Source organism: Microcystis sp. LE19-131.1A, assembly GCF_027532015.1.
GTDB classification, from domain to species: Bacteria; Cyanobacteriota; Cyanobacteriia; order Cyanobacteriales; family Microcystaceae; genus Microcystis; species Microcystis ichthyoblabe_A.
The window spans coordinates 14671-37476 of sequence record NZ_JAPZSS010000242.1 but is presented as its reverse complement, the minus strand read 5'-3'; the positions used below and the strand labels follow the sequence as shown (position 1 = coordinate 37476).

At 42.3% G+C, this 22806-nt stretch carries 23 protein-coding genes and 1 pseudogene; 5 read left to right on the top strand and 19 right to left on the bottom strand.

The features are described from left to right. The 5 genes from O9323_RS17790 to lysA form a co-directional block, all read right to left on the bottom strand. The coding region (locus tag O9323_RS17790) for an RRXRR domain-containing protein (RefSeq protein ID WP_288125498.1) at positions 1–461 on the bottom strand (461 nt) is incomplete at its 3' end. Between the two features lie 345 nt (positions 462–806). Then, the gene (locus tag O9323_RS17785; RefSeq protein ID WP_002738222.1) at positions 807–1121 is read right to left on the bottom strand and encodes a DUF1825 family protein; all 315 of its coding nucleotides are present in this window, start codon (positions 1119–1121) and stop codon (positions 807–809) included. A gap of 240 nt (positions 1122–1361) precedes the next feature. Continuing rightward, on the bottom strand, positions 1362–2111 hold the full coding sequence (gene uppS, locus O9323_RS17780) for an undecaprenyl pyrophosphate synthase (RefSeq protein WP_002744079.1): 750 nt from the start codon (positions 2109–2111) through the stop codon (positions 1362–1364). Then, positions 2108–3028, bottom strand: coding sequence for a diadenylate cyclase CdaA (gene cdaA / locus O9323_RS17775; RefSeq protein WP_288125497.1), 921 nt, complete (start codon positions 3026–3028; stop codon positions 2108–2110). Before cdaA ends, uppS begins: the two co-directional genes overlap by 4 nt. Positions 3029–3050: 22 nt before the next feature. Then, positions 3051–4454 (bottom strand): diaminopimelate decarboxylase, encoded by a 1404-nt coding sequence (gene lysA / locus O9323_RS17770; RefSeq protein ID WP_149107837.1) that lies wholly within the window; start codon positions 4452–4454, stop codon positions 3051–3053. Positions 4455–5037: 583 nt separating this feature from the next. Between lysA and purM the strand changes: the two genes are divergently transcribed. Next, positions 5038–6063: a phosphoribosylformylglycinamidine cyclo-ligase gene (gene purM / locus O9323_RS17765; RefSeq protein ID WP_288125499.1), complete on the top strand. Its 1026-nt coding sequence runs from the start codon at positions 5038–5040 to the stop codon at positions 6061–6063. A 243-nt stretch (positions 6064–6306) separates the two neighbouring features. Beyond that, positions 6307–6519, top strand: a pseudogene (locus O9323_RS22765) (transposase); the annotation flags it as partial. Positions 6520–6537: 18 nt separating this feature from the next. Here the strand turns inward: O9323_RS22765 and xth are convergent. From xth to murQ, 8 genes are all read right to left on the bottom strand, one after another. After that, on the bottom strand, positions 6538–7326 hold the full coding sequence (gene xth / locus O9323_RS17755; protein WP_002735626.1) for an exodeoxyribonuclease III: 789 nt from the start codon (positions 7324–7326) through the stop codon (positions 6538–6540). Positions 7327–7348: 22 nt separating this feature from the next. Continuing rightward, positions 7349–7933: a chromophore lyase CpcT/CpeT gene (locus tag O9323_RS17750; RefSeq protein ID WP_002750353.1), complete on the bottom strand. Its 585-nt coding sequence runs from the start codon at positions 7931–7933 to the stop codon at positions 7349–7351. 99 nt (positions 7934–8032) lie between these two features. Further along, positions 8033–8491, bottom strand: coding sequence for a 50S ribosomal protein L9 (gene rplI / locus O9323_RS17745; protein ID WP_002737358.1), 459 nt, complete (start codon positions 8489–8491; stop codon positions 8033–8035). Between the two features lie 69 nt (positions 8492–8560). Beyond that, positions 8561–8920: a ssr2422 family thylakoid membrane protein gene (locus O9323_RS17740; RefSeq protein ID WP_002737039.1), complete on the bottom strand. Its 360-nt coding sequence runs from the start codon at positions 8918–8920 to the stop codon at positions 8561–8563. Between the two features lie 94 nt (positions 8921–9014). After that, complete coding sequence (locus O9323_RS17735) at positions 9015–9593, bottom strand: esterase/lipase family protein (protein WP_002750357.1); 579 nt, start codon at positions 9591–9593, stop codon at positions 9015–9017. 109 nt (positions 9594–9702) lie between these two features. Beyond that, positions 9703–10047 (bottom strand): DUF4164 family protein, encoded by a 345-nt coding sequence (locus tag O9323_RS17730; protein ID WP_002750359.1) that lies wholly within the window; start codon positions 10045–10047, stop codon positions 9703–9705. A gap of 180 nt (positions 10048–10227) precedes the next feature. Beyond that, the gene (locus O9323_RS17725; protein ID WP_130756930.1) at positions 10228–11718 is read right to left on the bottom strand and encodes a site-2 protease family protein; all 1491 of its coding nucleotides are present in this window, start codon (positions 11716–11718) and stop codon (positions 10228–10230) included. Between the two features lie 27 nt (positions 11719–11745). After that, on the bottom strand, positions 11746–12666 hold the full coding sequence (gene murQ, locus O9323_RS17720) for an N-acetylmuramic acid 6-phosphate etherase (RefSeq protein WP_288125496.1): 921 nt from the start codon (positions 12664–12666) through the stop codon (positions 11746–11748). Positions 12667–12861: 195 nt separating this feature from the next. Here murQ and rplU point away from each other — a divergent pair, with 195 nt between their 5' ends. After that, positions 12862–13251 (top strand): 50S ribosomal protein L21, encoded by a 390-nt coding sequence (gene rplU / locus O9323_RS17715; RefSeq protein ID WP_002750362.1) that lies wholly within the window; start codon positions 12862–12864, stop codon positions 13249–13251. A gap of 34 nt (positions 13252–13285) precedes the next feature. Next, on the top strand, positions 13286–13555 hold the full coding sequence (gene rpmA, locus O9323_RS17710; protein WP_002744094.1) for a 50S ribosomal protein L27: 270 nt from the start codon (positions 13286–13288) through the stop codon (positions 13553–13555). Between the two features lie 250 nt (positions 13556–13805). Here rpmA and accA read toward each other — a convergent pair whose 3' ends face one another. Further along, complete coding sequence (gene accA / locus O9323_RS17705; protein ID WP_002737858.1) at positions 13806–14795, bottom strand: acetyl-CoA carboxylase carboxyl transferase subunit alpha; 990 nt, start codon at positions 14793–14795, stop codon at positions 13806–13808. A 313-nt stretch (positions 14796–15108) separates the two neighbouring features. Here accA and O9323_RS17700 point away from each other — a divergent pair, with 313 nt between their 5' ends. Then, positions 15109–16056 (top strand): fused MFS/spermidine synthase, encoded by a 948-nt coding sequence (locus O9323_RS17700; protein ID WP_002790803.1) that lies wholly within the window; start codon positions 15109–15111, stop codon positions 16054–16056. 44 nt (positions 16057–16100) lie between these two features. On the opposite strand, the gene recJ is transcribed toward O9323_RS17700, so the two are convergent. The 5 genes from recJ to O9323_RS17675 form a co-directional block, all read right to left on the bottom strand. Beyond that, positions 16101–18383 carry a single-stranded-DNA-specific exonuclease RecJ gene (gene recJ, locus O9323_RS17695; RefSeq protein WP_024969767.1) on the bottom strand — a complete coding sequence of 761 codons (2283 nt, stop codon included), beginning with the start codon at positions 18381–18383 and terminating at the stop codon, positions 16101–16103. Between the two features lie 283 nt (positions 18384–18666). Next, complete coding sequence (locus O9323_RS17690; RefSeq protein ID WP_002750364.1) at positions 18667–18921, bottom strand: MoaD/ThiS family protein; 255 nt, start codon at positions 18919–18921, stop codon at positions 18667–18669. Between the two features lie 19 nt (positions 18922–18940). Then, entirely contained in the window at positions 18941–21964 is a 3024-nt protein-coding gene (sbcC, locus tag O9323_RS17685) for an exonuclease subunit SbcC (protein ID WP_288125495.1), read from the bottom strand. A 72-nt stretch (positions 21965–22036) separates the two neighbouring features. Next, a complete protein-coding gene (locus tag O9323_RS17680) occupies positions 22037–22486 on the bottom strand; it encodes a type II toxin-antitoxin system VapC family toxin (RefSeq protein WP_288125494.1) in 450 nt (149 codons plus the stop codon). After that, positions 22486–22713, bottom strand: a complete 228-nt coding sequence (locus O9323_RS17675; protein ID WP_288125493.1) for a hypothetical protein — start codon at positions 22711–22713, stop codon at positions 22486–22488. Before O9323_RS17675 ends, O9323_RS17680 begins: the two co-directional genes overlap by 1 nt. Positions 22714–22806: the final 93 nt, after the last annotated feature.

The following is a 22806-nucleotide window of genomic DNA, read 5'->3' as shown; positions in this document are numbered from 1 at the left end:
TTGGTTAGTTCAGAAACGACTCGAAGTTCAAGTTGACGATTAGCTCTGATTGAGGGAGCTAATTTTCCTTGTTTTCTATTTGAGAATCGTTTTTGTCGATGCGCTCTTAGATTAAAAGAAAGTTGGCGGTTAATCCGTCTTACTCTACGTCCTCTTCGCATTAACCGTCTATTGTCTATGCGCTCTTTGACTCGTTTAAAAGGAAGTTCTAAGTGAGCCTTCCAAAGAGTAAAAAGAGAGGATTGAACACCAATTTCCGAAAATAATTTACCCAGGTCAATACCAATAGCAATCGGTTGGGTTTTGTTATCGGAAGGTTCATCGGTTAGCTGGACATAGAAAATATCTAAGTCGTTGAATTTACCGATAGCTTTTCCTTCCTTAATCCACCGTCTGGCCCGACTGGGTTTGGTGGGCATTAACGGTTTTCCGTCTTTTGAGATAACAGGAACTCTTGCCATGGAGATAATCCTTAAGAGTGAAGTTAAAGTCCCTTACCGCAACACAATCAAGATGTCTTGTCTAACAACGCTTTACCAATAAAGCTGAGAGGGAATCCGAACTAGGGAAGTATTCGGAAGTCTGTACCAGATTGTGTCTCGATGCGGTAGTCTCTACTTGCGTCGCCTAAATTGGTCTAGGCAAGCCCCGTCGCTTTTAGGGCGGGGTTAGTGACCAGCTAACCTACTTAAAATTATTAGATCATCGTTCTCAAAAAACCGCAGAAACCCCAAATTTCTCAGCAGTAACCTGTAGAGGCCATTATCGGGCAAAAGACAGCCAATACCCGATAAATATCGGCAATTTCAGCGAATTTCTGCCTTCATCCGCTCAAGGGTTTGCTGCATTTGGTCGAACATCATTTGGGGAGTCATGCCAAATTGACCTAATTGGGTTTTTAGCTGTTCTACGGTCATTTGGGCGGAAAAATCTTCAGATAACTCGAAACGCTTCATAAATATCTTGTAGCGTTCCATTAACTCCTCCATCCTATCGATAAAGATGATTTTACCCTCTCGATCGAATTTCCCGTACTCGCTGCCCAGTTGTGTGAGGGACTGGTAATCCTCAAATAGCTGTCTAGCTTCCTGTTGAACCACTTCTGAGTCAAAGAATCCCATAATCTTAAAACTGCTTATCGTCGATAGTTATTTTCCATCCTATTTTATTTTAGCCGGGGAAAAAGTCTAGCTCTGGCCGATTTACGGATTACCGTATTGGGGAAATCGAGAGGATTACAAACGGCCTTCTCGTCCCGGTTTAACCGTTGCCCCAGGGAGTTTAAGATAAAAAGTGAAAAATCAAAAATTGTCCTTTAACTGCCCCACAGGGGCTATTTCGCTAAATTTGGGCTGTAGCCCTTATAATTTGCCAAAACGACGATGACGACCCTGATAATCTTTTAAAGCGCGGTGAAATTGCACTCGATCGAAATCGGGCCAGAGGGTGTCAGTAACGTAGATTTCCGCGTAGGCCATTTGCCAGAGTAAAAAATTACTAATTCGCATTTCCCCACTACTGCGAATTAACAGGTCTGGGTTAGGAATCCCGGCAGTATAAAGATACTGTGCAAAGAGAGATTCATCGATCGCTTCTGGGGAGACTAAACCCTGTTGCACCTGACGAGCGATCGCCTGACAAGCTTGCACGATCTCCTCTCGGCCACCATAATTAGCAGCCACCGTAAATTGAATACCGGAATTTTTGCTAGTTTCTGCTTGAGATTTAGCAATTTCCCGTCTTAAAGACTCTGGCAAGGCTGCTAAATTACCAATAAAGCGAATTTTGACATTTTCCTGCATCATTTCTTCTAATTCCCGCTGCAAAACCCGCTCGAATAGAGTCATTAAAAATTCTACTTCCTCGAGGGGACGACCCCAATTTTCCGTAGAAAAAGCGTAAGCGGTTAAAGCGGGAATCCCCCACTCACCACAACAGCGCAGCAAGTCTTTGAGTGCATCTACTCCCCGTTGATGGCCCATAATCCGTGGCAAACCACGACTTTTCGCCCAACGACCGTTCCCATCCATAATCACTGCGACGTGCTGAGGCAAACGGTTTTTATCTAAATCCGTAGGTAATTCTGGTGACAAGCTCGGTTTAACAGTCATTTTCTATCTTTCGGGGTTGCTCTGGGCGAACGGGAGAATTTTTCTAAGATTAGACGGCCTTTTAAGCCAATTGTACGCCCTAAACGCCCCCAACTCGGTGCGACCACTTCCCCCTCTCCCGACGGAGAAAACTTCGCTTCGAGCAGCTCTTTTAGTTTACTACTGGTTAAAGGCCGATCCAAATTACCCCCAGACGCGAGGGAAATCGAGCCGGTTTCCTCAGAAACCACAATACAGATACAATTATCTAGCCTTTCGGTAATGCCCATGGCTGCCCGATGACGGGTGCCTAATTGCCTAGAGGTACTGCGCTCCGATAGGGGTAGAATAACACCAGCGGCCACCACTCGATCGCCCCGAATAAATACGGCTCCATCGTGCAGTAAAGTTTTAGTTTGAAAAATAGTTTGAATTAATTCCTTAGATACTTGACCATTGAGCGTCACCCCCGGATTGACAAACACCTTGGTATCGAGATTGCCACTGGTTTCTAATACCATCAGCGCACCGGTGCGATTTTGAGATAGATCCTTCACCGCGTCCACTAACTCATCAATGACATTATCGGTCTTGGGAGTGGGGGAACTTTTCTGAAATAACTCCCACACTTGACCTTTGCCCAATAATTCTAAAAAACGGCGGAATTCCGACTGAAAAATCACAGCGATCGCCACTGCTGCCCCCAAAATCAATTTTTCTAGGACTAACCCCAGCAAGCGCAATCCTAGAGCATCGCTAATCACCGAGGCCAGCATTAAGTAGATTAGTCCTCGCACCATCCAAAAGGTACGCCGCTCGCCGATAATTAGCAGCAGCATATAGGTAAGGAGGAGAACTAACCCAAAGTCTAGGAATGACAGACCATGGCTGAGAATCCAGGACAATAACCGGCGAGGGTCTAGAAAAAAACCCGACATGGGGGGACAATAGCGATGAGGTTTATATTAAGGAGAGTCGATTGGGTAAGCGGTCTTGACGCAGCAAATCCGCCAGATTTTCCCGTTCAAGGATCAGATTAGCTTCTCCATTTTGGACAATTACCGCCGCCGGACGGGGTAAGCGGTTGTAATTAGAAGCCATACTGTAGTTATAGGCTCCCGTGGCTAAAACCACTAAAATATCCCCTGGGTTGGTTTTCGGTAGCGCAATATCCTTAATTAGAATATCGCCAGATTCACAATGTTTTCCAGCTATTGTCACCACTTCCTGACATTCTTGACTCATTTTATTGGCGACCACGGCCCGGTAAACCGATTGATAGGTAATCGGTCGGGGATTATCGGACATTCCGCCATCAACGGCGATATAGGTGCGGATTTCGGGGATTTCTTTGCGATTACCCACTGTATAGGCTGTTACGCAAGCGGTGGCAATCAGAGAGCGTCCCGGTTCGGCAATCAGCAGCGGATAAGCGATACCTCTTTCCTGACAAGCTTTGGCCACTGCTAAGGACACCGCTTGTACCCATTCCTCGATACTTGGGGGGTCATCACTTTCAAGGTAGCGAATCCCTAAACCACCCCCGACGTTTAATTGCTCTAGGGGTAAACCCCGTTCTAAACCTAATTTAAACCAATCTGCCAAGACAGAGGCTAAGTCTTGGTGGGGTTGACGTTCAAAAATCTGGGAACCGATGTGAGCGTGTAAACCCAGACAATTCAGCACCGGATGAGCTAAAACATAGTCAAATACCGCTTCGATTTGATGGGGGTCAAAACCAAATTTACTGTCTAAGTGACCCGTGCGAATATATTCGTGGGTGTGGCACTCGATACCGGGGGTTAACCGCAATAGAACCGGAATAGGGGTATCAGGACGATTTTCGCCTAATTTAACCAGATTTTCTAACTCTAGCCAGTTATCAACGATAATAATGCAGTTATGCTCGATCGCGTATTCTAATTCGGCGATCGATTTGTTATTACCATGAAAGTATATTGGCACAGCGGTTTTATTGATCTGGTCTAAAGCGGTTAACACCGTGTGAATTTCTCCGGCCGACACCACATCAAAACCTAATCCTTCACTAGCGACCACGGCCGATACGGCCAGGCAATTCCACGCTTTCGAGGCATAAATTACCCTAGATTCTCCGGGATAATGGGTCTGGAAACCTTGCAGGTATTGACCACAGGCAGTGCGGAGGGTGACTTCATCGATAATATACAAGGGTGAACCGAAACGTTCCACTAGGGTGGTCACATCGCAACCACCGATTTCTAGACAATCGCGGTTATTAACCTTGGCTGTCAGGGGTAACAGGGTTTGATTCGGGGATAGACAATCTTGATAGGCTAAATATTTTTGTCCGGAATTGCTGATTTTAGGTTCAGTTGATAGCATGAGCGGTGTTTTTTGTCAAGAAATCGATAATTTTTGTTACAATCTTCGCGCATCCCCGATTCAGTCAAGGGAATTTTGACCGTCGGTGATCTAGATATAGTCATTTCAATTCAGATTGAGAATATCAATGCCAGAGTTCATAAGGATTCAACCAGTCTAGATTGTATCAGACTTATCTGAAATGACGATAACCAAAATAGTTATCTCTTTCACTTTACGACCAGTTCTAACCTTTCTCTGATCAGTAAAAATCCTTGGGAAATCCTGCTAAGTACCTAAGCAAAATTAATTACACATATCTAACCCCGCTCTTGCCTCTTGCCTCTTGCCTATCTTCACTAGGAAATTAATTTTGCACGACTACTTACTAAATCTGGTTATTAAAAACTGATTATTTATTCTCCTTTGCTTATTGCCAAATGCCTAAATTGCCAAATGCCTTTCTCTGTAAGAGTTTCATTCCTTATAACCCTGTCCGTTGCATAAGACAAACCGAAGAACCATAATTCATAATTTATAACTCATAATTCCCATAGGACTGAAATCCGGGTAAAATTTGAGAGATACAATCGGTCAATTGGGCATGGATTATAAAGAAGCAGGCGTGGATGTGGAAGCGGGACGCGCTTTCGTCGAGAAAATTCGCCAAAATGTGGAAAGTACCTTCCGTCCCGAAGTTATCGGCGGTTTAGGCGGTTTTGGCGGCTATTTTCAGTTACCTTCTGGTTATCAGCAACCCGTGTTAGTATCGGGAACTGATGGTGTGGGAACCAAGTTGAAAATTGCCCATAGTCTCAATCGCCATGATACGGTGGGAATTGACCTCGTGGCTATGTGCGTCAACGATGTCTTAACCTCCGGGGCCGAACCTTTATTTTTCTTAGATTATCTGGCCACTGGTAAACTGGAAGCGTCACAGTTAGCGGCGGTGGTATCGGGAATCGCTAGTGCCTGTCGTGATAGTGGTTGTACTCTTTTGGGAGGGGAAACGGCGGAGATGCCGGGGTTTTATTCGGCGGGAGAGTACGATTTGGCGGGTTTTTGCGTCGGTATTGTCGAAAAAAGTCAATTACTCGACGGCAGTAAGGTGCAAATCGGCGATGTGGCTATCGGTTTAGGCAGTAGTGGGGTTCACAGTAACGGTTTTAGTCTTGTTCGTAAGATTATCGACACCCAGGGCTTAAATTGGCAAGATTGCCCCGAAATTTTGGCTGGCTCTAGCTTAGGTGAAGTTTTGTTAACTCCCACTAGACTTTATGTTAAACCTGTGCTAGAACTGCTACGCTCTGGGTTAGATATTCACGCCATGGCCCACATTACTGGGGGTGGCATCCCGGAAAATTTGCCCCGCTGCTTGGGTAAAGGGCAGTCTGTGCGGATTTACCGCGAAAGTTGGCCAGTTTTGCCAATTTTTCACTGGTTAGCCCAGATGGGTTCGGTTAATGCCGAAGCCATGTTTAATACTTTTAATATGGGTATCGGTTTTGTGATCATTGTCCCATCAGATGTGGCGCAATTGACTATTAATCAACTACAATCCTCTGGGATTAATGCCTACCAAATCGGCGAAGTGATTGCCGGTAAGGGAGAAATTGTTGGGCTTGATTAAAGTTAGTTGAGGCTAAGAAGATTTTGCCATCAATTCCACCAAAAAATCAGGTTGACTGGCTGGGATAGCAGCAGCGTTTCGGCCTATCCCTAACCCAATTTATATTAACGTCAGTTCGGGATAAGGGTGGAAAGAAAAGGCGGGGGCTAGTAAGCTGAAAAATATATAAACTCAGCACCCCCAACCCATCTATGTCTAGTCGAGAAGCTCTTTTCTGTCCTGTCGACGACGGATATTGAGTTTTTTGCTAAACCCAAACGGAACCTGAAAAATCGCTTAATCCGCCTTCATGACCAGCTTTTATCCCGTAAGCGTTCTATTGTCGAGACTATTATTGACCAACTCAAGAACATCTCTGGGATTGAACATTCCCACCACCGCAGTCCTGTTAATTTTTGCGTTAATCTTCTCTGTGGTTTGATTGCTTACTGTCACCAGCCGAAAAAACCCTCCTTGAAGTTAGCTATTTTTGCCTTATATTTCGAGAATAACGGGGGTATGATCGCTAGGTTTTTCTTGTTTTCTGGGCTCTCGATCGATCAGACAATTAACGGCTTTTTCGTATAGCTGAGGAGTTAAATAAAGATGATCGATTCGCCAACCTCGGTTACGAGCAAAACCACCGCTGCGATAATCCCACCAACTATAATGTCCTGCTGCTGAGGTGAATTTTCTAAAGGCATCTTGTAAACCAATTTCTAAGACCTTTTCTAAAGCTTCTCTTTCTTTAGCTGAAGACATAATATGATTTTCTTTGCCTTTGGGATCATAAATATCTTTATCTTCTAAGGCAATATTAAAATCACCGCAGATACATAATTCCTGGGGTTGAGAATTAATAATTTTATCTAGATATTTCCTAAGAGTTTCTAACCATTTAAGCTTATAAATATATTTATCACTATCTAGGGAAGAACCATTAGGAACGTAGAGATTAATAATCCGAATATCGCCGATTACTCCAGTAATTAGCCGTTTCTGTTCGTCCAGTTCTCCTGTTAAATTTTCGCCGATAATTGGACTGAATCCCACAGTGATATCGTCCAGGGGTTTCTGGCTAAAAATCGCCACACCATTATAGGATTTTTGTCCAGAAATATAGAGATGATAACCCAAAGATTCAAAAGCTTCTCTGGGAAAATCTCGATCGATTACCTTGGTTTCTTGCAAGCATAAAACCTCAACGGGATTGAGTTGTAACCAATTAATTACCTGATCTTGTCGGCTGCGAATCGAGTTGACATTCCATGTGGCGATTTTCATAGCTAAAAACCGAGAATTTTTCTCACACTTCCTCAGCAAAACTACTGCGACGCACAAACTCAAAGGGACCGGCGATCGAACCCCAGACTAATTGATCGGTTTCGGGATCTAAACCGCGATCAACGCTAATTAATCCCTGTTCACTAATTTCAAAACTATTATCCAAATAAGTCATTTTATCTTTGCGAAAGACTAAACATTGTTTCCCCGGTTTCACCACCCCTTTAAAACTCTTACCTGTCCAAGTTACATTCATATCACAACCCGGCATCGGTTCTAATAACTCTAAGCTGAGATTTTTGAGACGCTGGGGTTCTCTAGAAGCACCAAAAAAGTTAGCTTCCTCTTTAACTTTAAAGTTTTCTAGTTCAATATGGTCATCGACTACCGATAATTTAAATACTCGTAAACGATAGGGAGTATTGAGCATAAAATCGTAGGCCTGCTCTAAAAATAAACTGGTTCCCTTCAGTAATTCATCGGGTAAAGGACGCATACACACGCGAATATGGGCAAAAAAAGGCGGATTAGCAAAAGCTTGTTCTTGATTACTAAAATCGGCCGCCATCCAGCGTGCTAGGGTTTTTATATCCGTAGAATGAGTCATAATTTTTGATATTTTAATGGCTATTAGCTATCAGCGATCAGCTAGTTAATCGCTCTGATAAATTTTCACTGATTACTGATAACTATGCCCCGACAATTTTTATTGTGCAATTACTTTAATTTCGATATCGGCACTAACTTCGGGATGGAGTTTGACTTGTACTTTATAGACTCCCAATTGACCGATATCGGGAACGGTAATACCACGGCGATCGATTTCTAATTTAGCATTTTCTAGAATAACCGTAGCCACATCTTGACTGGTGACAGTACCGAAAATCGCCTCGTTTTCACCCACCTGTTTAGGGATGGTGTAGGGACTGAGTTTTTCGATCGCAGTTTTTCTGGTTTCCGCTTCTTGTTTTTCGGCGAGGAGACGTTGACGCTCTTTTTCTTTCCTAAATTCTGCCTGTTTAATCGCGCCTTTGGTGGCTAAAACGGCCACACCTTGGGGAATAAGGTAATTGCGGGCATAACCGGGTGCCACTTCCACCACATCGCCATTTTCACCTAATTTGCTGACTTTTTGATTGAGGATAACCTGCATTCGTTTCGCCATGATCTTGACCTAAAACAATAGTTCCAAAACCTTTATCATACCATGCAATCGTCAAGTGTTGATCACAAGTTAGTTATTGCCGGCGGCGATTATTTGGGTTAATAGGGGACCGATTGCCTGAAAGGCCGAGGGTAAAACCGCTACGGTGGCGGCTGCGATAATAATTGTCGTGGCTAATCTCAGCACTTTCTCGGAGGCTTTTTCGTAGGTGTCAAATTTATAGTCGAGCTTGTCTAATCTTTGGTCTATTTCCTGAAAGCGTTGTCCCATAGCATCAAAACGTTGGTCTATTTCCTCAAAACGTAGATCTATCGCCTCAAAACGTTGATTTACTGCTGTTTGGAAGCTTTTCAGTTCGTTGAGAACATCGGTTAGGGTGGGTTCTTGAGTGGACATGGTGACACCTTCGGGAATTTGATCGCCTAACACAATTATAACCTTAAGTCAAGCTTTTTTGATAAAAATTAACTTTTTTGTCGGTAATATTTTGACCTTGTTCCAGTGTTGGAGACAACCAGTATTTCTATTCTAATAAGGTCTCTTTAATTGTTGTTAAAACTTTGCTATCTTTGACCATCCAAGCATGAAGCAATACGGGAATGGAAATTTCTTTGCCCACCGATAAACGGGAACTATGGGCAGGAAATATCATTAAATCGTAGGGAGTCCAGATAATTGTGGTTTTAATTTTATTTAAAATTTGTTGACAATCTTTATTTAAATCCTCTAGAAATTGACTCCCCGGCTGCATTTGTCTAATCCCATCTAAGGGTAAACTATATGCGGTTAAAGTGCCTCGATTCGGGGCAGAAATATTTAGGTAACGTTGCACTCTTGCCACCCCTCCTAATCTTTGCAGATAGTAACGGGTAATTAATCCTCCCATACTGAAACCAATCAGATCTACTTTCTGCTCTTTAGCAAAGTTTTTCTCGATATAATTGTCCACCTGGCCGGCTAAAACTTCTAACTTTTCGTAACCATGATTGGGAATTAGATTAAAACTATGCACCTGCCAACCATGATAGTTTAAATACTCGCTCATCGGTTTAAAAACAGCCGTAGTGTCCAGAAAACCATGCACCAAAACAACGGGATTCATAGATGAGGTTTTATCCTTAAATTCTGAATCTATTCTAACGGATGATCGGGGTAATGAGGGAAAAATTTTTGGGAAGAGCCTATCTACTAGGTGCGGCTACCGGCAACTTCTAAGGATTAGGGAAAAAACCAAAAAGTTTAGCGGCACCTCCTAAAATAGCGACTACCAATGCTATCAGAATCCCTCGATTGGTGAATTCCTGATAGGCAACCCTTGCAGTTAATCCCTCGATTTTTGTACTTACTCGTTCATCCAGAGCTTTGATTTCTCCCTTGAGTTCGGCCTGTCCTATTTCTACTTTAGTTAACCGGTCTTCTATCTTGTCAAATCTCTCATCAATACGTTTTTCCAGAGAGTCGATTTTCTCGTCAATACGTTTTTCCAGAGAGTCGATTTTCCCCTCAATTCTTGTCAGGACAGCTTCTAGGGAATAAGTGACAGTTTCGTTAGACATTTTGAGCAACTCCAAAAGTCAAATCTCCAGGGCTAAATGCTGGGGGCTATATCTTACCGAAAAATCAGGGGTCTATAGGCGTACACGGATTCCCATTATAATAAAATTATAAGTCAAGACTTGAGTTTTTGTCAAGCTTTTTTTTGACGGCAATCAATGGCAAGAATTTCGGGGAAGTATTTAGCCACCAATGCCTAAACGTCCCGCTAAACTAGGGCTTAAAGGAATCAGAGTCGCTAACATTAAAAAGAGCAGTAATAAACCCCAACCAGCGCGGGTGTCATCGGGTTCGGTCAACTCGTTTAAACTAGGTCTTTCCAACTCTCTTTGTAAAAAAGCGACTAAAATTGTCCAATAGAGAGGAATGGGATTGCTAGAATTAACTAAGGAAATAATGCCCAAAATAACCAAAGTGGCCACAGTGGTACGGCGGGCAATTTTGCGACCATAAATAGCCTGAACAATTCTGCCACCATCTAACTGTCCGGCGGGCAGTAAATTAAGGGCAGTAATCACCAATCCTAACCAACCAATAACAGTTAAAGGATGCACGGAGATAACGGCATTTTGTAACTCGTCACCTAAAACTATCCGCGCTAAAAAACTCACTAAAATTGAACTTTGGAAAAAGGTACTAGGGATTTGAAAAAGGCTGGCAGAATTAGATAAAGTCAGTCCAACAATTAACAAGATTAAAGAAACCAAACCTCCCAAAGCAGGACCAGCAAAAGCTATATCAAATAGGACACTGCGGTTAGGTAATAAAGATTCAAAACGAGTAATCGCCCCAAAAGAACCAATCTGCCAAGTGGGAAGAAAATAGGGTAAACTGAGACGAACATTATGGCGTTTAGCGATAATTAGATGACCAATTTCGTGGGCAATTAATACCGACCATAAACCCAAACTGAGGGGAATTGCTTCTCGATATCTCTGCCAATTACTAAACAAATCAAAACCTAATAAAATTCCCGCCGCTTCTAAGCTGGTGACAATGGTAGCGACTAACAAAACTAAAGAGAGATTTTTTTGAGCAAGAGTTGCAGGACTAGGATCATTAGTTTTGGGAAGGATAATTACCACCGGTTTTTCCTCGGTTCCTTCCACCAGAAATAAACGATATTTATCACCAAAATGATTACTTAATTTCTGGGTTAAGCGCGAGTGAACTAGATCCGGTTCTCCCCGTAAATTGCCTTTAAAAATTGCCCCTTCCTGAAAAGAGATAGTTTCGGTGGCAAAAAAAGTATCTATCCCAAAAATACTCTGAATAACTTTTAGATCCTGTTCGGAAATTGGCATCACATCTGGTACAATTGCTGTCACCGCTGCCGGGGTTTCTAGGGGAGTAACGGACTGGCTAACTGCTGGGTTAACTTTTGGTTCAATTATCTGATTGGTTTTCAGTAAGCGTAAACGGTTGCCTAAATAAATATAGATAATTGTGGAAGCAACCAGTAAAAAGAGAATTACCGCTAGATTGAGAGCAATTCCAGCCGCAAATAGCCCGAAAAAAATCAACCAAGGAGCAATTAGTACCAAGGACTGTAACCAAGGTAAAATTCCCAGTTGGCCGTAGGGTTTAGCTCGATAAAAACTCCAAGTCAAGATAGCACCAGCGACGAGGAAAATAACAGCGACCGCAGCAATTTCCGAAGAAATATTAACCATAGGAAAGTCAAAATTAACAGGTTTTTATCAATCAATTTGATTATAAGCTTGCAGGGCGGCCCGTAATTGCCCTCGATGCTTTTGTAACAATTCTTGTCCTGCCGCCGCCGAAAGTCCCGTTTTCTGCATTAACAAAGCCAATTTAACCCGGCGGCCACTTTTTTCCAGTAAAATTGCCGCTTCCTCACGACTAATATCGCTAAGGTGGCAGATAATCCGTAGGGCGCGGTCATGGAGTTTATGATTAGTAACAGCCACATCGACCATCTGGTTGCCGTAAACCTTGCCTAACATTACCATTGTCCCTGTGGAAAGGATATTTAAAGCCATTTTCGTCACCGTTCCCGCTTTCAGGCGGGTGGAGCCAGCCAAAAGTTCTGGTCCGGTCAATAAGCGGATATCCACATCCACGGCGATCTCCACCTGTTCGGCGGGGACACAACTAATGGCAATCGTCGTCGCACCTCGCTGTTTTGCCGCCTGTAAAGCCCCGTGAACGTAGGGGGTTGTCCCCCCGGCGGTAATCCCGACTACCACGTCTAATTCGTGAATTTCTCGCTGGGCAATAATCGCCGCCCCATCTTCCGCTTTATCCTCCAAATCTTCGGAACTACGCACCAGCGCCGCTGCTCCACCAGCGATAATTCCCTGTACCAATTCCGGGGGAGTGCAGAAGGTGGGGGGACATTCGGCCGCGTCCAAAACCCCCAGCCGGCCACTGGTTCCCGCCCCAATGTAAAAGAGCCTACCACCCTTAGCCAGAGCTTGACTGGTCAGGGAGATTGCTAGGGCCAATTCTTGCCGGGCTATGGCGATCGCTTTTAGGGTTTGGGTATCCTCGCGATTGAAGAGATCCACCAATTCGAGCGGGTTTAATTGGTCTAAATTTAGGCTGTTTGGGTTAATTTGTTCGGTTAACAGGTGTCCTCTGCTTTCCCACTGTTCCATAACGGTTTAATTGAGCTTTTTGTAAGATTATTTTTAGTATATAGCCAATCGGTGGGTAAAAAGCTTGACAATTGCCCCCCGAATGTTAGATGATAGTAAATTGTGTCAATTCCTGCTCGGATCAGGTGAAGACATTAGCACAAAAGCTGGAATTTTTTTCAGCTACCTGTACGGCAAAACGAGCGCAGAAAATTCATGAGTTACGCAATTATTGAGACCGGTGGCAAACAGATTCGGGTAGAACCCGGTCGCTATTACGATATCGAACTTCTTCACGTCGATGAACAAAGTACCCATACCATCGACAAAGTGCTATTAATCCATGATGAGGATGATATTAGCATCGGTCAGCCCTTTATCGAAGGGGCCAGCGTGGAAGGGACTGTCATGCAACATCGTCGGGGCAAAAAAGTTATTGTCTATAAAATGCGCCCGAAAAAGAAAACCCGTAAAAAACGCGGTCATCGTCAAGAAATTACCCGTTTTATGATTGATTCAATCAATTATAACGGTAAAACCCTAACTGCCACTGCTGCTACCTCCGTCGCTGAAGTTGTGGAAGATAGTAGCGACGAAGAAGAATAACTTTTACAATCAAAAAAGCATTTGGAGAGAAATTATGGCTCATAAGAAAGGTACGGGTAGTACCCGCAACGGACGCGATTCTCGTTCCCAGAGACTAGGCGTTAAGCGCTACGGTGGTCAAGTGGTAAAAGCGGGAAATATTCTCATCCGTCAACGGGGTACTAAAGTTCACCCGGGTAAAAATGTTGGTCGTGGTGGCGATGATACTTTATTCGCTTTAATTGATGGTGTGGTCAAATTTGAATACAAGGATAAAAGTCGCCGTCAAGTTAGCGTTTATCCTGCTGAAGTTAGCGCTAGTTAATCCCATCAACTCTGATTAATTTTTTCCCTGTAACCTCCTAATTAATACTAGGGGGTTTTTTCAGATAATTTATCTAGTAATTATAGCAGTTATACTAAATCTGGTTATTAAAGACTGATTATTTATTCCCCTTTTTGCATGAGTGCATGAGCAGAAAACGGGTTTCTCGGAGAAACCCGTTTTCTGTGCGTTACTCAACGGATTTAGTATCACATCAACTCACATCTGATAACTGCTCACTGCTCACTGATTAAGCGGTAGCTTCTAAAAATACGCCTAAATTGCGGAATTTTTGATAACGAGATTCGCGTCGTTGTTGGGGTGTCAACAAAGATAAAGTCTCTAAATTTTCACTAATAGCGGCTTTTAAATTGGCTGCCGCTTTAATCGGATCAGCATGGGCCCCTCTGGAGGGTTCAGGAACGATCTGATCGATAATATTTAACTCTTTTAAATCTTTTGAGGTAATTTTGAGGGCAACTGCTGCTTTATCGGATTTTTTGGCATCTTTCCAGAGAATGGCGGCACAAGCTTCGGGAGTCGCCACGGTATAGACAGAATGCTCTAACATTAATAGGCGATCGCCGACACCGATTCCCAAAGCACCGCCCGAACCACCTTCGCCAATAACAGTACAAATGATCGGCACATCTAAACGGAACATCTCCCGAAGATTATAGGCGATCGCTTCTCCTTGACCTAATTTTTCCGCTTCTACCCCCGCCCAGGCGCCGGGGGTGTCAATAAAGGTTAAAATTGGCTGATTAAACTGATGAGCGTGTTCCATTAAACGCATGGCTTTACGATAACCACCGGGGGCAGCCATGCCGAAATTTCTAGCCACATTATCCTTAGTATCCCGGCCTTTTTGATGCCCGATAATCACCACGGGACGACCGTTAAAACGGGCAACACCACCCACAAGAGCGGGATCGTCGTAACCACCGCGATCCCCGTGTAACTCGAACCATTCATCGGTGATTGCCTGAATATAATCTAGGGTGCTGGGGCGCCGGGGATGACGGGCTAATTGTAGCCGTTGGGAAGGGGTGAGATTGCTAAAAATTTCACGACGTAATTGATTAGCTCGTTCGTCTAGTTGACTAATTTGTTCCGAGACATCTACGCTATTTTCTTGGGCTAATTCTTTAATCTGTTCGATGCGGGATTCTAATTCGTAGAGGGGTTTTTCAAAATCTAGGAGAAAAATCTTTTTCTCGGTAGTCTCATTTTTGGTCATAGGTTAGTGGCTAGAAGTTTACTGTTCGCTAAGTAGGTAGGCGTTAAAAATTATCAAATACCCCCCTTATCAACGGGGGATCAAGGGGGGATCGGCACCCCCCTTATCAAGGGGGGCAGGGGGGATCAGAGGCAAAATCTATCTTCAATTTAATTATAACTACTTACTTAATCTTTTCTAGCTTAACGTTTTTCAGCGATCAATTATCGGCAGCTTCGGGATGACTGGGAGATAATTTCAGGTTATCGATCGAATTTTGTCAATTGTTGTATAATGATAGATCGTGCCTTTTTCACCCCAAGGAGGATTAGTTATGGCAGGAAGTGAACTAAAAGCGGATCTATGGGTTAACGAATATATTACCCCCTGGGACATTTATAGTCATGGGGTTTCGCGGATTTTAGCCTACAAAAAAACCGCTTTTCAGGAGATGTATATTGTAGAGTCGGGGGCCTATGGAAAAGCCTTGGTACTGGATGGGAAATGGCAATCTTGTACGGGGGATGAATTTATTTATCATGAAGCATTAGTGCAACCGGCAATGATTGCCCACCAAGAACCAAAAACTGCTTTAATTCTGGGAGGTGGTGAAGGTGCGACAACCCGGGAGTTATTGCGTTGGAAAACAATCGAAAAAGTGATGATGATCGATATCGATGGGGATGTGGTGGCAGCTTGTAAGGAACATCTTCCCGAAATGCACCAAGGCACTTTTGATGATCCTCGTTTTGAGTTAGTTGTGGCCGATGCTTTAGAAGTTTTAGACACTACTAACGATCAATGGGATATTATTATTTCTGATCTGGTTGATCCCATCGGAGAGGGTCCTTCTTTCCCCCTATTCACGAAAGAATACTTTGAAAAACTACAAAGAGTTTTGGCCGAAAATGGCATTGTTGTTGTCCAATCTGGCCCGGTTTCTCCTCCTTCAGTGATGTATCATGCTCGTTTGGTGAATACTTTAAAAGCAGTTTTTCCCTACGTTCATTCCTATTGCGCTCCCACCCCTAGTTATGGTTCCCCTTGGGGTTTTACTCTCTGTGCTAATCATCCTTTAAATACTCGTCCCGATCCCGATGTGGTGGATGAATTAATCACCGATACAACTACGGGAGGATTACGTTTAATTGATGGCATGACTTTACTAGGAATGTTACAAACTCCTCTCTATATTCGTCAAGCAATCGCACAAAATACGGAAGTTTATACCCTAGCAAAACCCCCGAAATTCTTCGGTCAAGGAGTAATCAGTAATCAGTAATCATCAGTTATCAGTTATCAGTTATCAGTAAATAAGAGTTATAATTAGAAATCGATCGAGTCTTCATGATTAAGAATTGTTTGCAGAATTTCTAGGGGAACAGTAGCAAAGTATTGCTGGAGAAAGTTTTCTAGGGCCACCGCTTCTAGAAATTGCTCAATCTTATTAAATTTTGCCTCATTATTAACTAATTCAAAGGATAAAATTTCTTGATTTCTCTTGACTTTAAAGCCATTTTCTGCTAGGGAAACTAATCCTAATTCTAGGGTATAATAACTGAGGTTTAAGCGGTTTTGTAATTGTTGACGGGAAATACTGGTTTTAGTTCTAGCTAAATATTTCCCAATCCCCACAAGGTTTATCCATGAGGTGTGAGCGGATTTTTTTAAAGGACTAGCATAGGCAAGAACTAACTTTTTATCGCGTAAAATTGCCTGTTGATATTCCCTAGAAAGTTTTGTCCAATTCCGGGGACATTCCCAAAGAAAAAGGGGATTTAATTGGTTAACTTCTTGATTAATTTCTCGATTACGATTGTCGATTAAAAAATCTTTTTTATTGCCATAGCTTAAGGATTCTTGTTGATAAAGTTGCAGAGCAATTAAGCGCACTTCATAGCGATTTTTGGAGGTATTAAAATCCAATTCTACTACGGCATTATAACGGGTATCGACAGCAATTTCATCTTTGTGATGACCCCACCACATACCGGGGAATCCCTGCTCAATTGAACTATCCCAGATCTCAAAAGTTGTCCGGGGATAAGCTATTTTTTTGCCTTTTAAATCCTCAAGATTGTTATGCCAAAGATTGTGAAAATAACAATTTTGAATTAATAGCTTCGGTGTCGGATTACCCATCCCACAGGGTTCCAGTAATTTTAATTCTCGAAATAGACTTTTTCCCAATTGGGAAACCCTGACCACTGCATCCACTTCTATCTGGGAAGAAAGGGAAGTTAAATCAATTCCTGTGCGTCGCAACTGTTGATTAATTCCCTCAATAAATAGGGGTAAATTTTCTATGGTTAAACTTAAACCAGCGGCCAAAGGATGACCACCAAAACGATGTAAAAGATGGGATTGAGAGGATACTAATTGATAGAGATCGATCTCACGAATTGACCGAGCGGAACCCTTAGCAAAAGGTGGTTCACTGGTACTTAATAAAATTGTTGGTCGCTGGTATTCTTGGGCAATTTGTCCCGCAACTAATCCTAAAATTCCCGCCAGCCATTGGGGATCATCTAAAATAATTACATTAGTGGTGGAAAGATCAATTCTCTCTAGTTTTTTCTGAACTTGTTTAATAATATCCCGTTGGATTTCTTGGCGACGAATGTTGGCTAATTCCGCTTGTTCAGCTAATTCGTGACAACGTTTTTCATCTTCACTGGTGAGTAATTCCACACAAAATCTAGCATCGCCATAAATGCGACTGACGGCATTAATTCGCGGTCCAATACCGAAGGATATATCCATCGGTCTATCTCCGGTTTTGTTACATAACTCGAGTAATTTTTTAACTCCTAAACGCTGAGTATTTTGGAGTTTTTGCATACCTTTTTGAGCTAAATAACGACATTCTCCCGTCAATTTGACTAAATCGGCAATTAAACCAATCGCAACTAAATCAAGTAAATTTTCTAGGGGTTTTCTGGGAATATCTGCTAGGGTTAAATACATCGCTTCCACTAATTTATAAGCAACAGCAACCCCAGAAAGATGATAGAAAGGATGGGTTTCCACAAAGTAGCGGGGATTAATTAGGGCAATCACCTCGGGGCGCTCGTCGGGTAGGGTATGATGATCGGTGATGATAATATCGATGCCTAAACCGTTTGCATAGTCAATTTCAGCGATATTCGTGCTTCCCGTGTCACAGGTGACGATTAAACCGGTTCCTTGATGCGCTAGTTTCTCGATACCTGGACAATTGAGGCCGTGGGATTCTTTTTGGCGATCGGGTATGTAATAATCTAACTGTTGATAGGGTGGAAAAAACTGCCCCAATCCTTCCCAGAGGACACTGGTAGCGGTGACACCATCGGCATCGAAATCACCCCAAATAGTCACTTTTTCGCCTTTATTTAGGGCTTTTTCCAGTCTTTTGACGGCGAAGTTCATTTCTTGCCCAAAATCAAAGGGAGTTTTTGACTGATAAGCTTTCTCATCCAGAAACGTCCCCAGAGTCGCCTCATCCCGGACACCGCGATGCCATAATATTTGTGCCACGACGCTGCCATCCGACTCTGGGGTGTAGTCTTGGACTATTTTTAAAAACTCTTGGGGAAGAGTTACCGATGGGGGAATTTGCCAGTTAGACACGGGATATCAAGGAAAAAGTAAAAAGGGAAAAAGGTGGCAGTTTTTGTGATTTTCCCTATCTCCATTTAGGGCTTGCTGAACAAATGTGAAATGTAGGCAAGGTAAGGGTTTTGTGGCTTTTCTCGCGAAACAGGTGCAAGATTTTGAGAGAATCGTGCTTCAAAACCTTGCGTCTTCATCAGCCCGCGTCCTGTAGGGGCGAAGCATTCGGACAATAACCTATCGGTGAAACCGTAGATTTTCTATCCGAATGCTTCGCCCGTACTTTTTCAGCAAACCCCATTTAGCCACCACTAACGGGGGGAATTAGAACTATCTCATCGCCATTTTCGAGGACTTTCTCTCCCGAAACAAACTGAAGATTAACTCCAAAACGAGTAACATCGCGCCATCTTTCTAATTGAGGATAGGGGGCTATAATATAGTTTAACACTTCTGTAAGGGAAGTGTGGGCAGGAAATTCGAGGTTTAATCGTGAAGTTTGATAGACTTCTTGATAAATAGCAAATAGTTTTACTGTTACCGTAATTTTTTCCATATTTATATCAATATTTTTCCTAGGATAATAACATCAATTGGGAACCCTGTTCGGTTTTGCGGACTTCGATGCGATGTTGAAAAGCTTCTTTAAATTGGGGCATATGAGTTACAGTCAAAATACAGGCAAAATCGGCGGATATAGCGTTAATTGCCGCAATTAAGCGATCGCATCCTTCCGCATCCTGAGTTCCGAATCCTTCGTCAACAATGAGCATTTGTAGAGCTGTTCCGGCTCTTTGTGCCAATAATCTCGCTAAAGCTAATCGAATCGAGAAATTAATCCGAAAAGCTTCCCCTCCTGAATAGGTTTCGTAGGGACGGGATCCCCGGGTATCACCAATAATAATGTCTAAAGTATCGATTAACTTTTCTCGCTGTTTCTTCGTACCTTTACCGCTTTTTTGGGTTAAAAACTGCACATGAAATTGATTACCAGTTAAGCGAGCTAAGATATGATTAGTTTGTGCTTCTAACTCTGGTAAAACATTCTCAATCATCAGAGTTTGTAAACCATTTTTGCCGAAAGCTAGGGCTAACTCTTTATGAACTCTATATTGTTTTTTAACTTTAGCTAAATCGCTCTCTTTTTCTGTCAGTTGTTTACCTAAAGTTTCCAGTTGATGTAACTTCTCCTCAACCCGACCTTTTTGGGAGAGCAATCCATCAATTATCTGTCTCCGCTGTTGAATATTAGTCGATAATGCGGCTATTTCTTGGCGATAGTCGGTCAAAGTACCAATCTTTTGAATAATATTTGCTAACTCCTGATTTATCTTTTGGTGATCCTCATTTCGCAGCTGTAATCTTTGCTCAATGTCAGCGATTTTAGCGGCTATTTCTGGATAAATTTTTTCCGCTTGTTGCCAGTCTTGATACTGTAATCTTACCCCCTGTAATTGTCGAATCAGATTTTGAATATTCTGATGTTCACTGCGATCATAATTTAAGTTTTGAATAAGCTTTTCTAAGCGTTCAATTTCCTGTTTAAGTGGGGAATTTTGACCTAGTTCTTGCTTCTCTTGTTCTAGTTTAGCTAATTGGTTAATTAAATTAGGTTTCTCAGCCTTGATATTAGATAAACGACGGTTTGCTTGCTTAAGTTCTGATTCTTGAATTTCTGCCCAACGCCATCTTTTTTCTTCTCCTCTGACTAAAGCATGACTTTGTTCATCATAATTTAATAAGGCGATTTCTTGATTGACAATTTGCAATTCTTGCTGTAGTTCTAAGGCATAATTGCCACTGCGTAAAAGTGCTTCTAACTCCACAAGTATCTCCTCGGTTTTCTCTAGTTCTATTTCCTTTTCTTCAATAGTTTCTAACTTGACTTCCAACTGCACATATTTTTGTTGTAGATTCGATCTTACTGGCAATTCTTGTTTAATTTGGGCTAATTCCTCGCGTAAACGTTTTAAATCTCGATCGCAGTCTGCCATCTGTTCCTGTAGGGACCAGATTTGCTCTTGAATTTGTTCTTGATGTTGATGGGTTTTTCTGATTACCTGATGACGGTGATGACTGTCTAAATTCTGTTCACACAAAGGACAAACCGAATCGGGAATATTTAACTTTTCCAATTTATCAGTTAACTCTAAAAGTTGTTCTTCATATCTTTTCTGTTGCTCCAATAAACTTTTTTTATCCACTTGTTTAACCGTTTCTTTTTCTTCCACTCGTTCACAATAGGTTTGTTTTTTATCTAGTTCCTTAATTCGCTTGGCTAAATTGAGAGCTTCCTCTCTTAGCAGCGGAATACGAGCGATTTCTGTCTCTAATTGTTGCCGATTTCTTTGCAGTTGTTCCCGACGAGCATTAATCCTGGCTTTTTCCCGTTCCAACTGCATATTTAGATCAGCTTTTCGGCTATTTAAAGGAGCATATTTTAAAGCTAATCTATCCAATTCCTGAAGACGTTGACGATGATAATTTAACTTCTCTAATCCTGCTTGAATATCCCCCGCTTGCTCGATAATTTTTTGAGTTTCTTGTTCCTGTCTTCGCAATTCTTCTAAACGAGCGCTCGTTTGTTGGATGGGAAGGGTAAATTCGTTAATTTTTTGCTGTAATTTCTGTTCTAATTGTTGTTTATCATACTGGGCCTGTTGCCAAGCTTGCAATTGACTTGACAAACGTGCTTCTTTCTGGTCTAAATTCAGTAGGCGCTCGTGTGCGGTAATAATGTCATTTTTGCGATGAAGAATAGTCCTTATTTGATTTAATTGATTGTCTAGACTAACTTTTTCCCAGTCTAATCTCTCAATTTCTGCTAATAGACCTCTCTCCTGTTCTCTTTGCCACTGCAGCTGTTTTTCCCAATTCTGACGCTGATTTTCTTCCCCTTGTAGTTGCTGTAAACGCCAATTATTTACCTCTTGTTCTTGATTAATTTGGTTAATTTGGGTGCTTAACTCTTGCAGGTGTTCCTGATAAGAATTTTTCTCCTGAAGACGGAGTTTGATAGTTTCTACTTGCTGCTCGATCTGGAGGGATTGTCCATCAAATTGTTTCGATATATCCTTGGCTTTATTAGCTAAAATTTCATAGCGATCAAGTTGTAATAATTCTGCTAAAATTTGTTTACGACCACTGGGAGGCTGTTTCATAAACTCGTCCGCTTGTCCCTGTCGTAAATAAGCAGAATTAATGAAAGTTTTATGGTCTATTTTTAGATAAGTATTAATCTGCGCTTGGGTATCTTTAATACTTTTACCCGATAAAGGACGAAAACTTTGATCATTGATCACCTGAAAATCTAAACCAGAAGCTTTCCCTCCCCGGTGACGACTACGGATAATTTTATAGATTTCTCCCCCATAACTAAACTCGAAATCTACCCGCGCATAATCGCTGCCCGCATGAATCACATCATCAGCAATCGAGACGCGACTTTCTCCCCAAATTGCCCAAGTAATTGCTTCGAGTAAAGAGGATTTTCCCGCACCATTGGCACCACAAATACAGGCAGTATGTAATCCGCGAAAATCTAGCACTGCCTCGCGATAACTGAGAAAATTTTTTAGGGTTAATTGTAGGGGAATCATAAGCTGGGGAGAAGGGAGTGGGGGAGTGGGGGAGTGGGGGGAGAATACAGTACAGTGATAGGTAATGTTCTATTAGGGATTAAGGAAGTCTTGCGGCTGAACGATGATGATATTAGGAAGGGGAAGAAAGTCATCAGGATTAAAGGTTAATAAATGGGTGATATTATGAGCTTTCATAACAGCCAGAAGCCTAATATCGTGAGTCCTTTTTCCCTTGATGTTATAGTCACTGACTAATTGAAACCAAAGGGTAAATATCTCTGGCGTTTCTTCAAGGACAGTGAATCTGTTCAGAAATTGATTGATTTGATTTTTAGTTCTTTCAGGAGTCCAGCCTAACCCATTAACCCCAGTAGGACGGGTGGCAACTACCCAAAACTCAATGATAATTTGTGAGGTCAAGCAGCATTTATGTCCTTGATCTATTAAAATATAAGTCGCATCTCTTGCCAGGGCATAATTAGCGGAAATTCTGTCACTCAGCCTCAGTAAAATATTGGTATCAAATAGATAGTTAGCCATTAGTCATAGATAGTTTCACGCCCTAAGGCTTCATCGGGTAATCCGGGGGTATCTTTGGGTTGACTTTCCAGAAATTTTAGCCAATCTTCTGCTTTTTCGTGGGAGGTCATCTCTTCAATTTTTGGCGAAGTTTTCTGAGTTAGAAATTGGCTGAAGTTTAAGACTTCTTGTTGTTTTTCTAAAGGAAGTTTTCGCAAGTTTTCGATAACGGCTTGTTCAATATTCATCGAAATTCAGCTTGTCGATTAATCGGCGTACTAAAAAGCATCAATGTCTTCAATGCCCGCCCTTTCCCCATTATATCACCCCCCCGCTCTGGC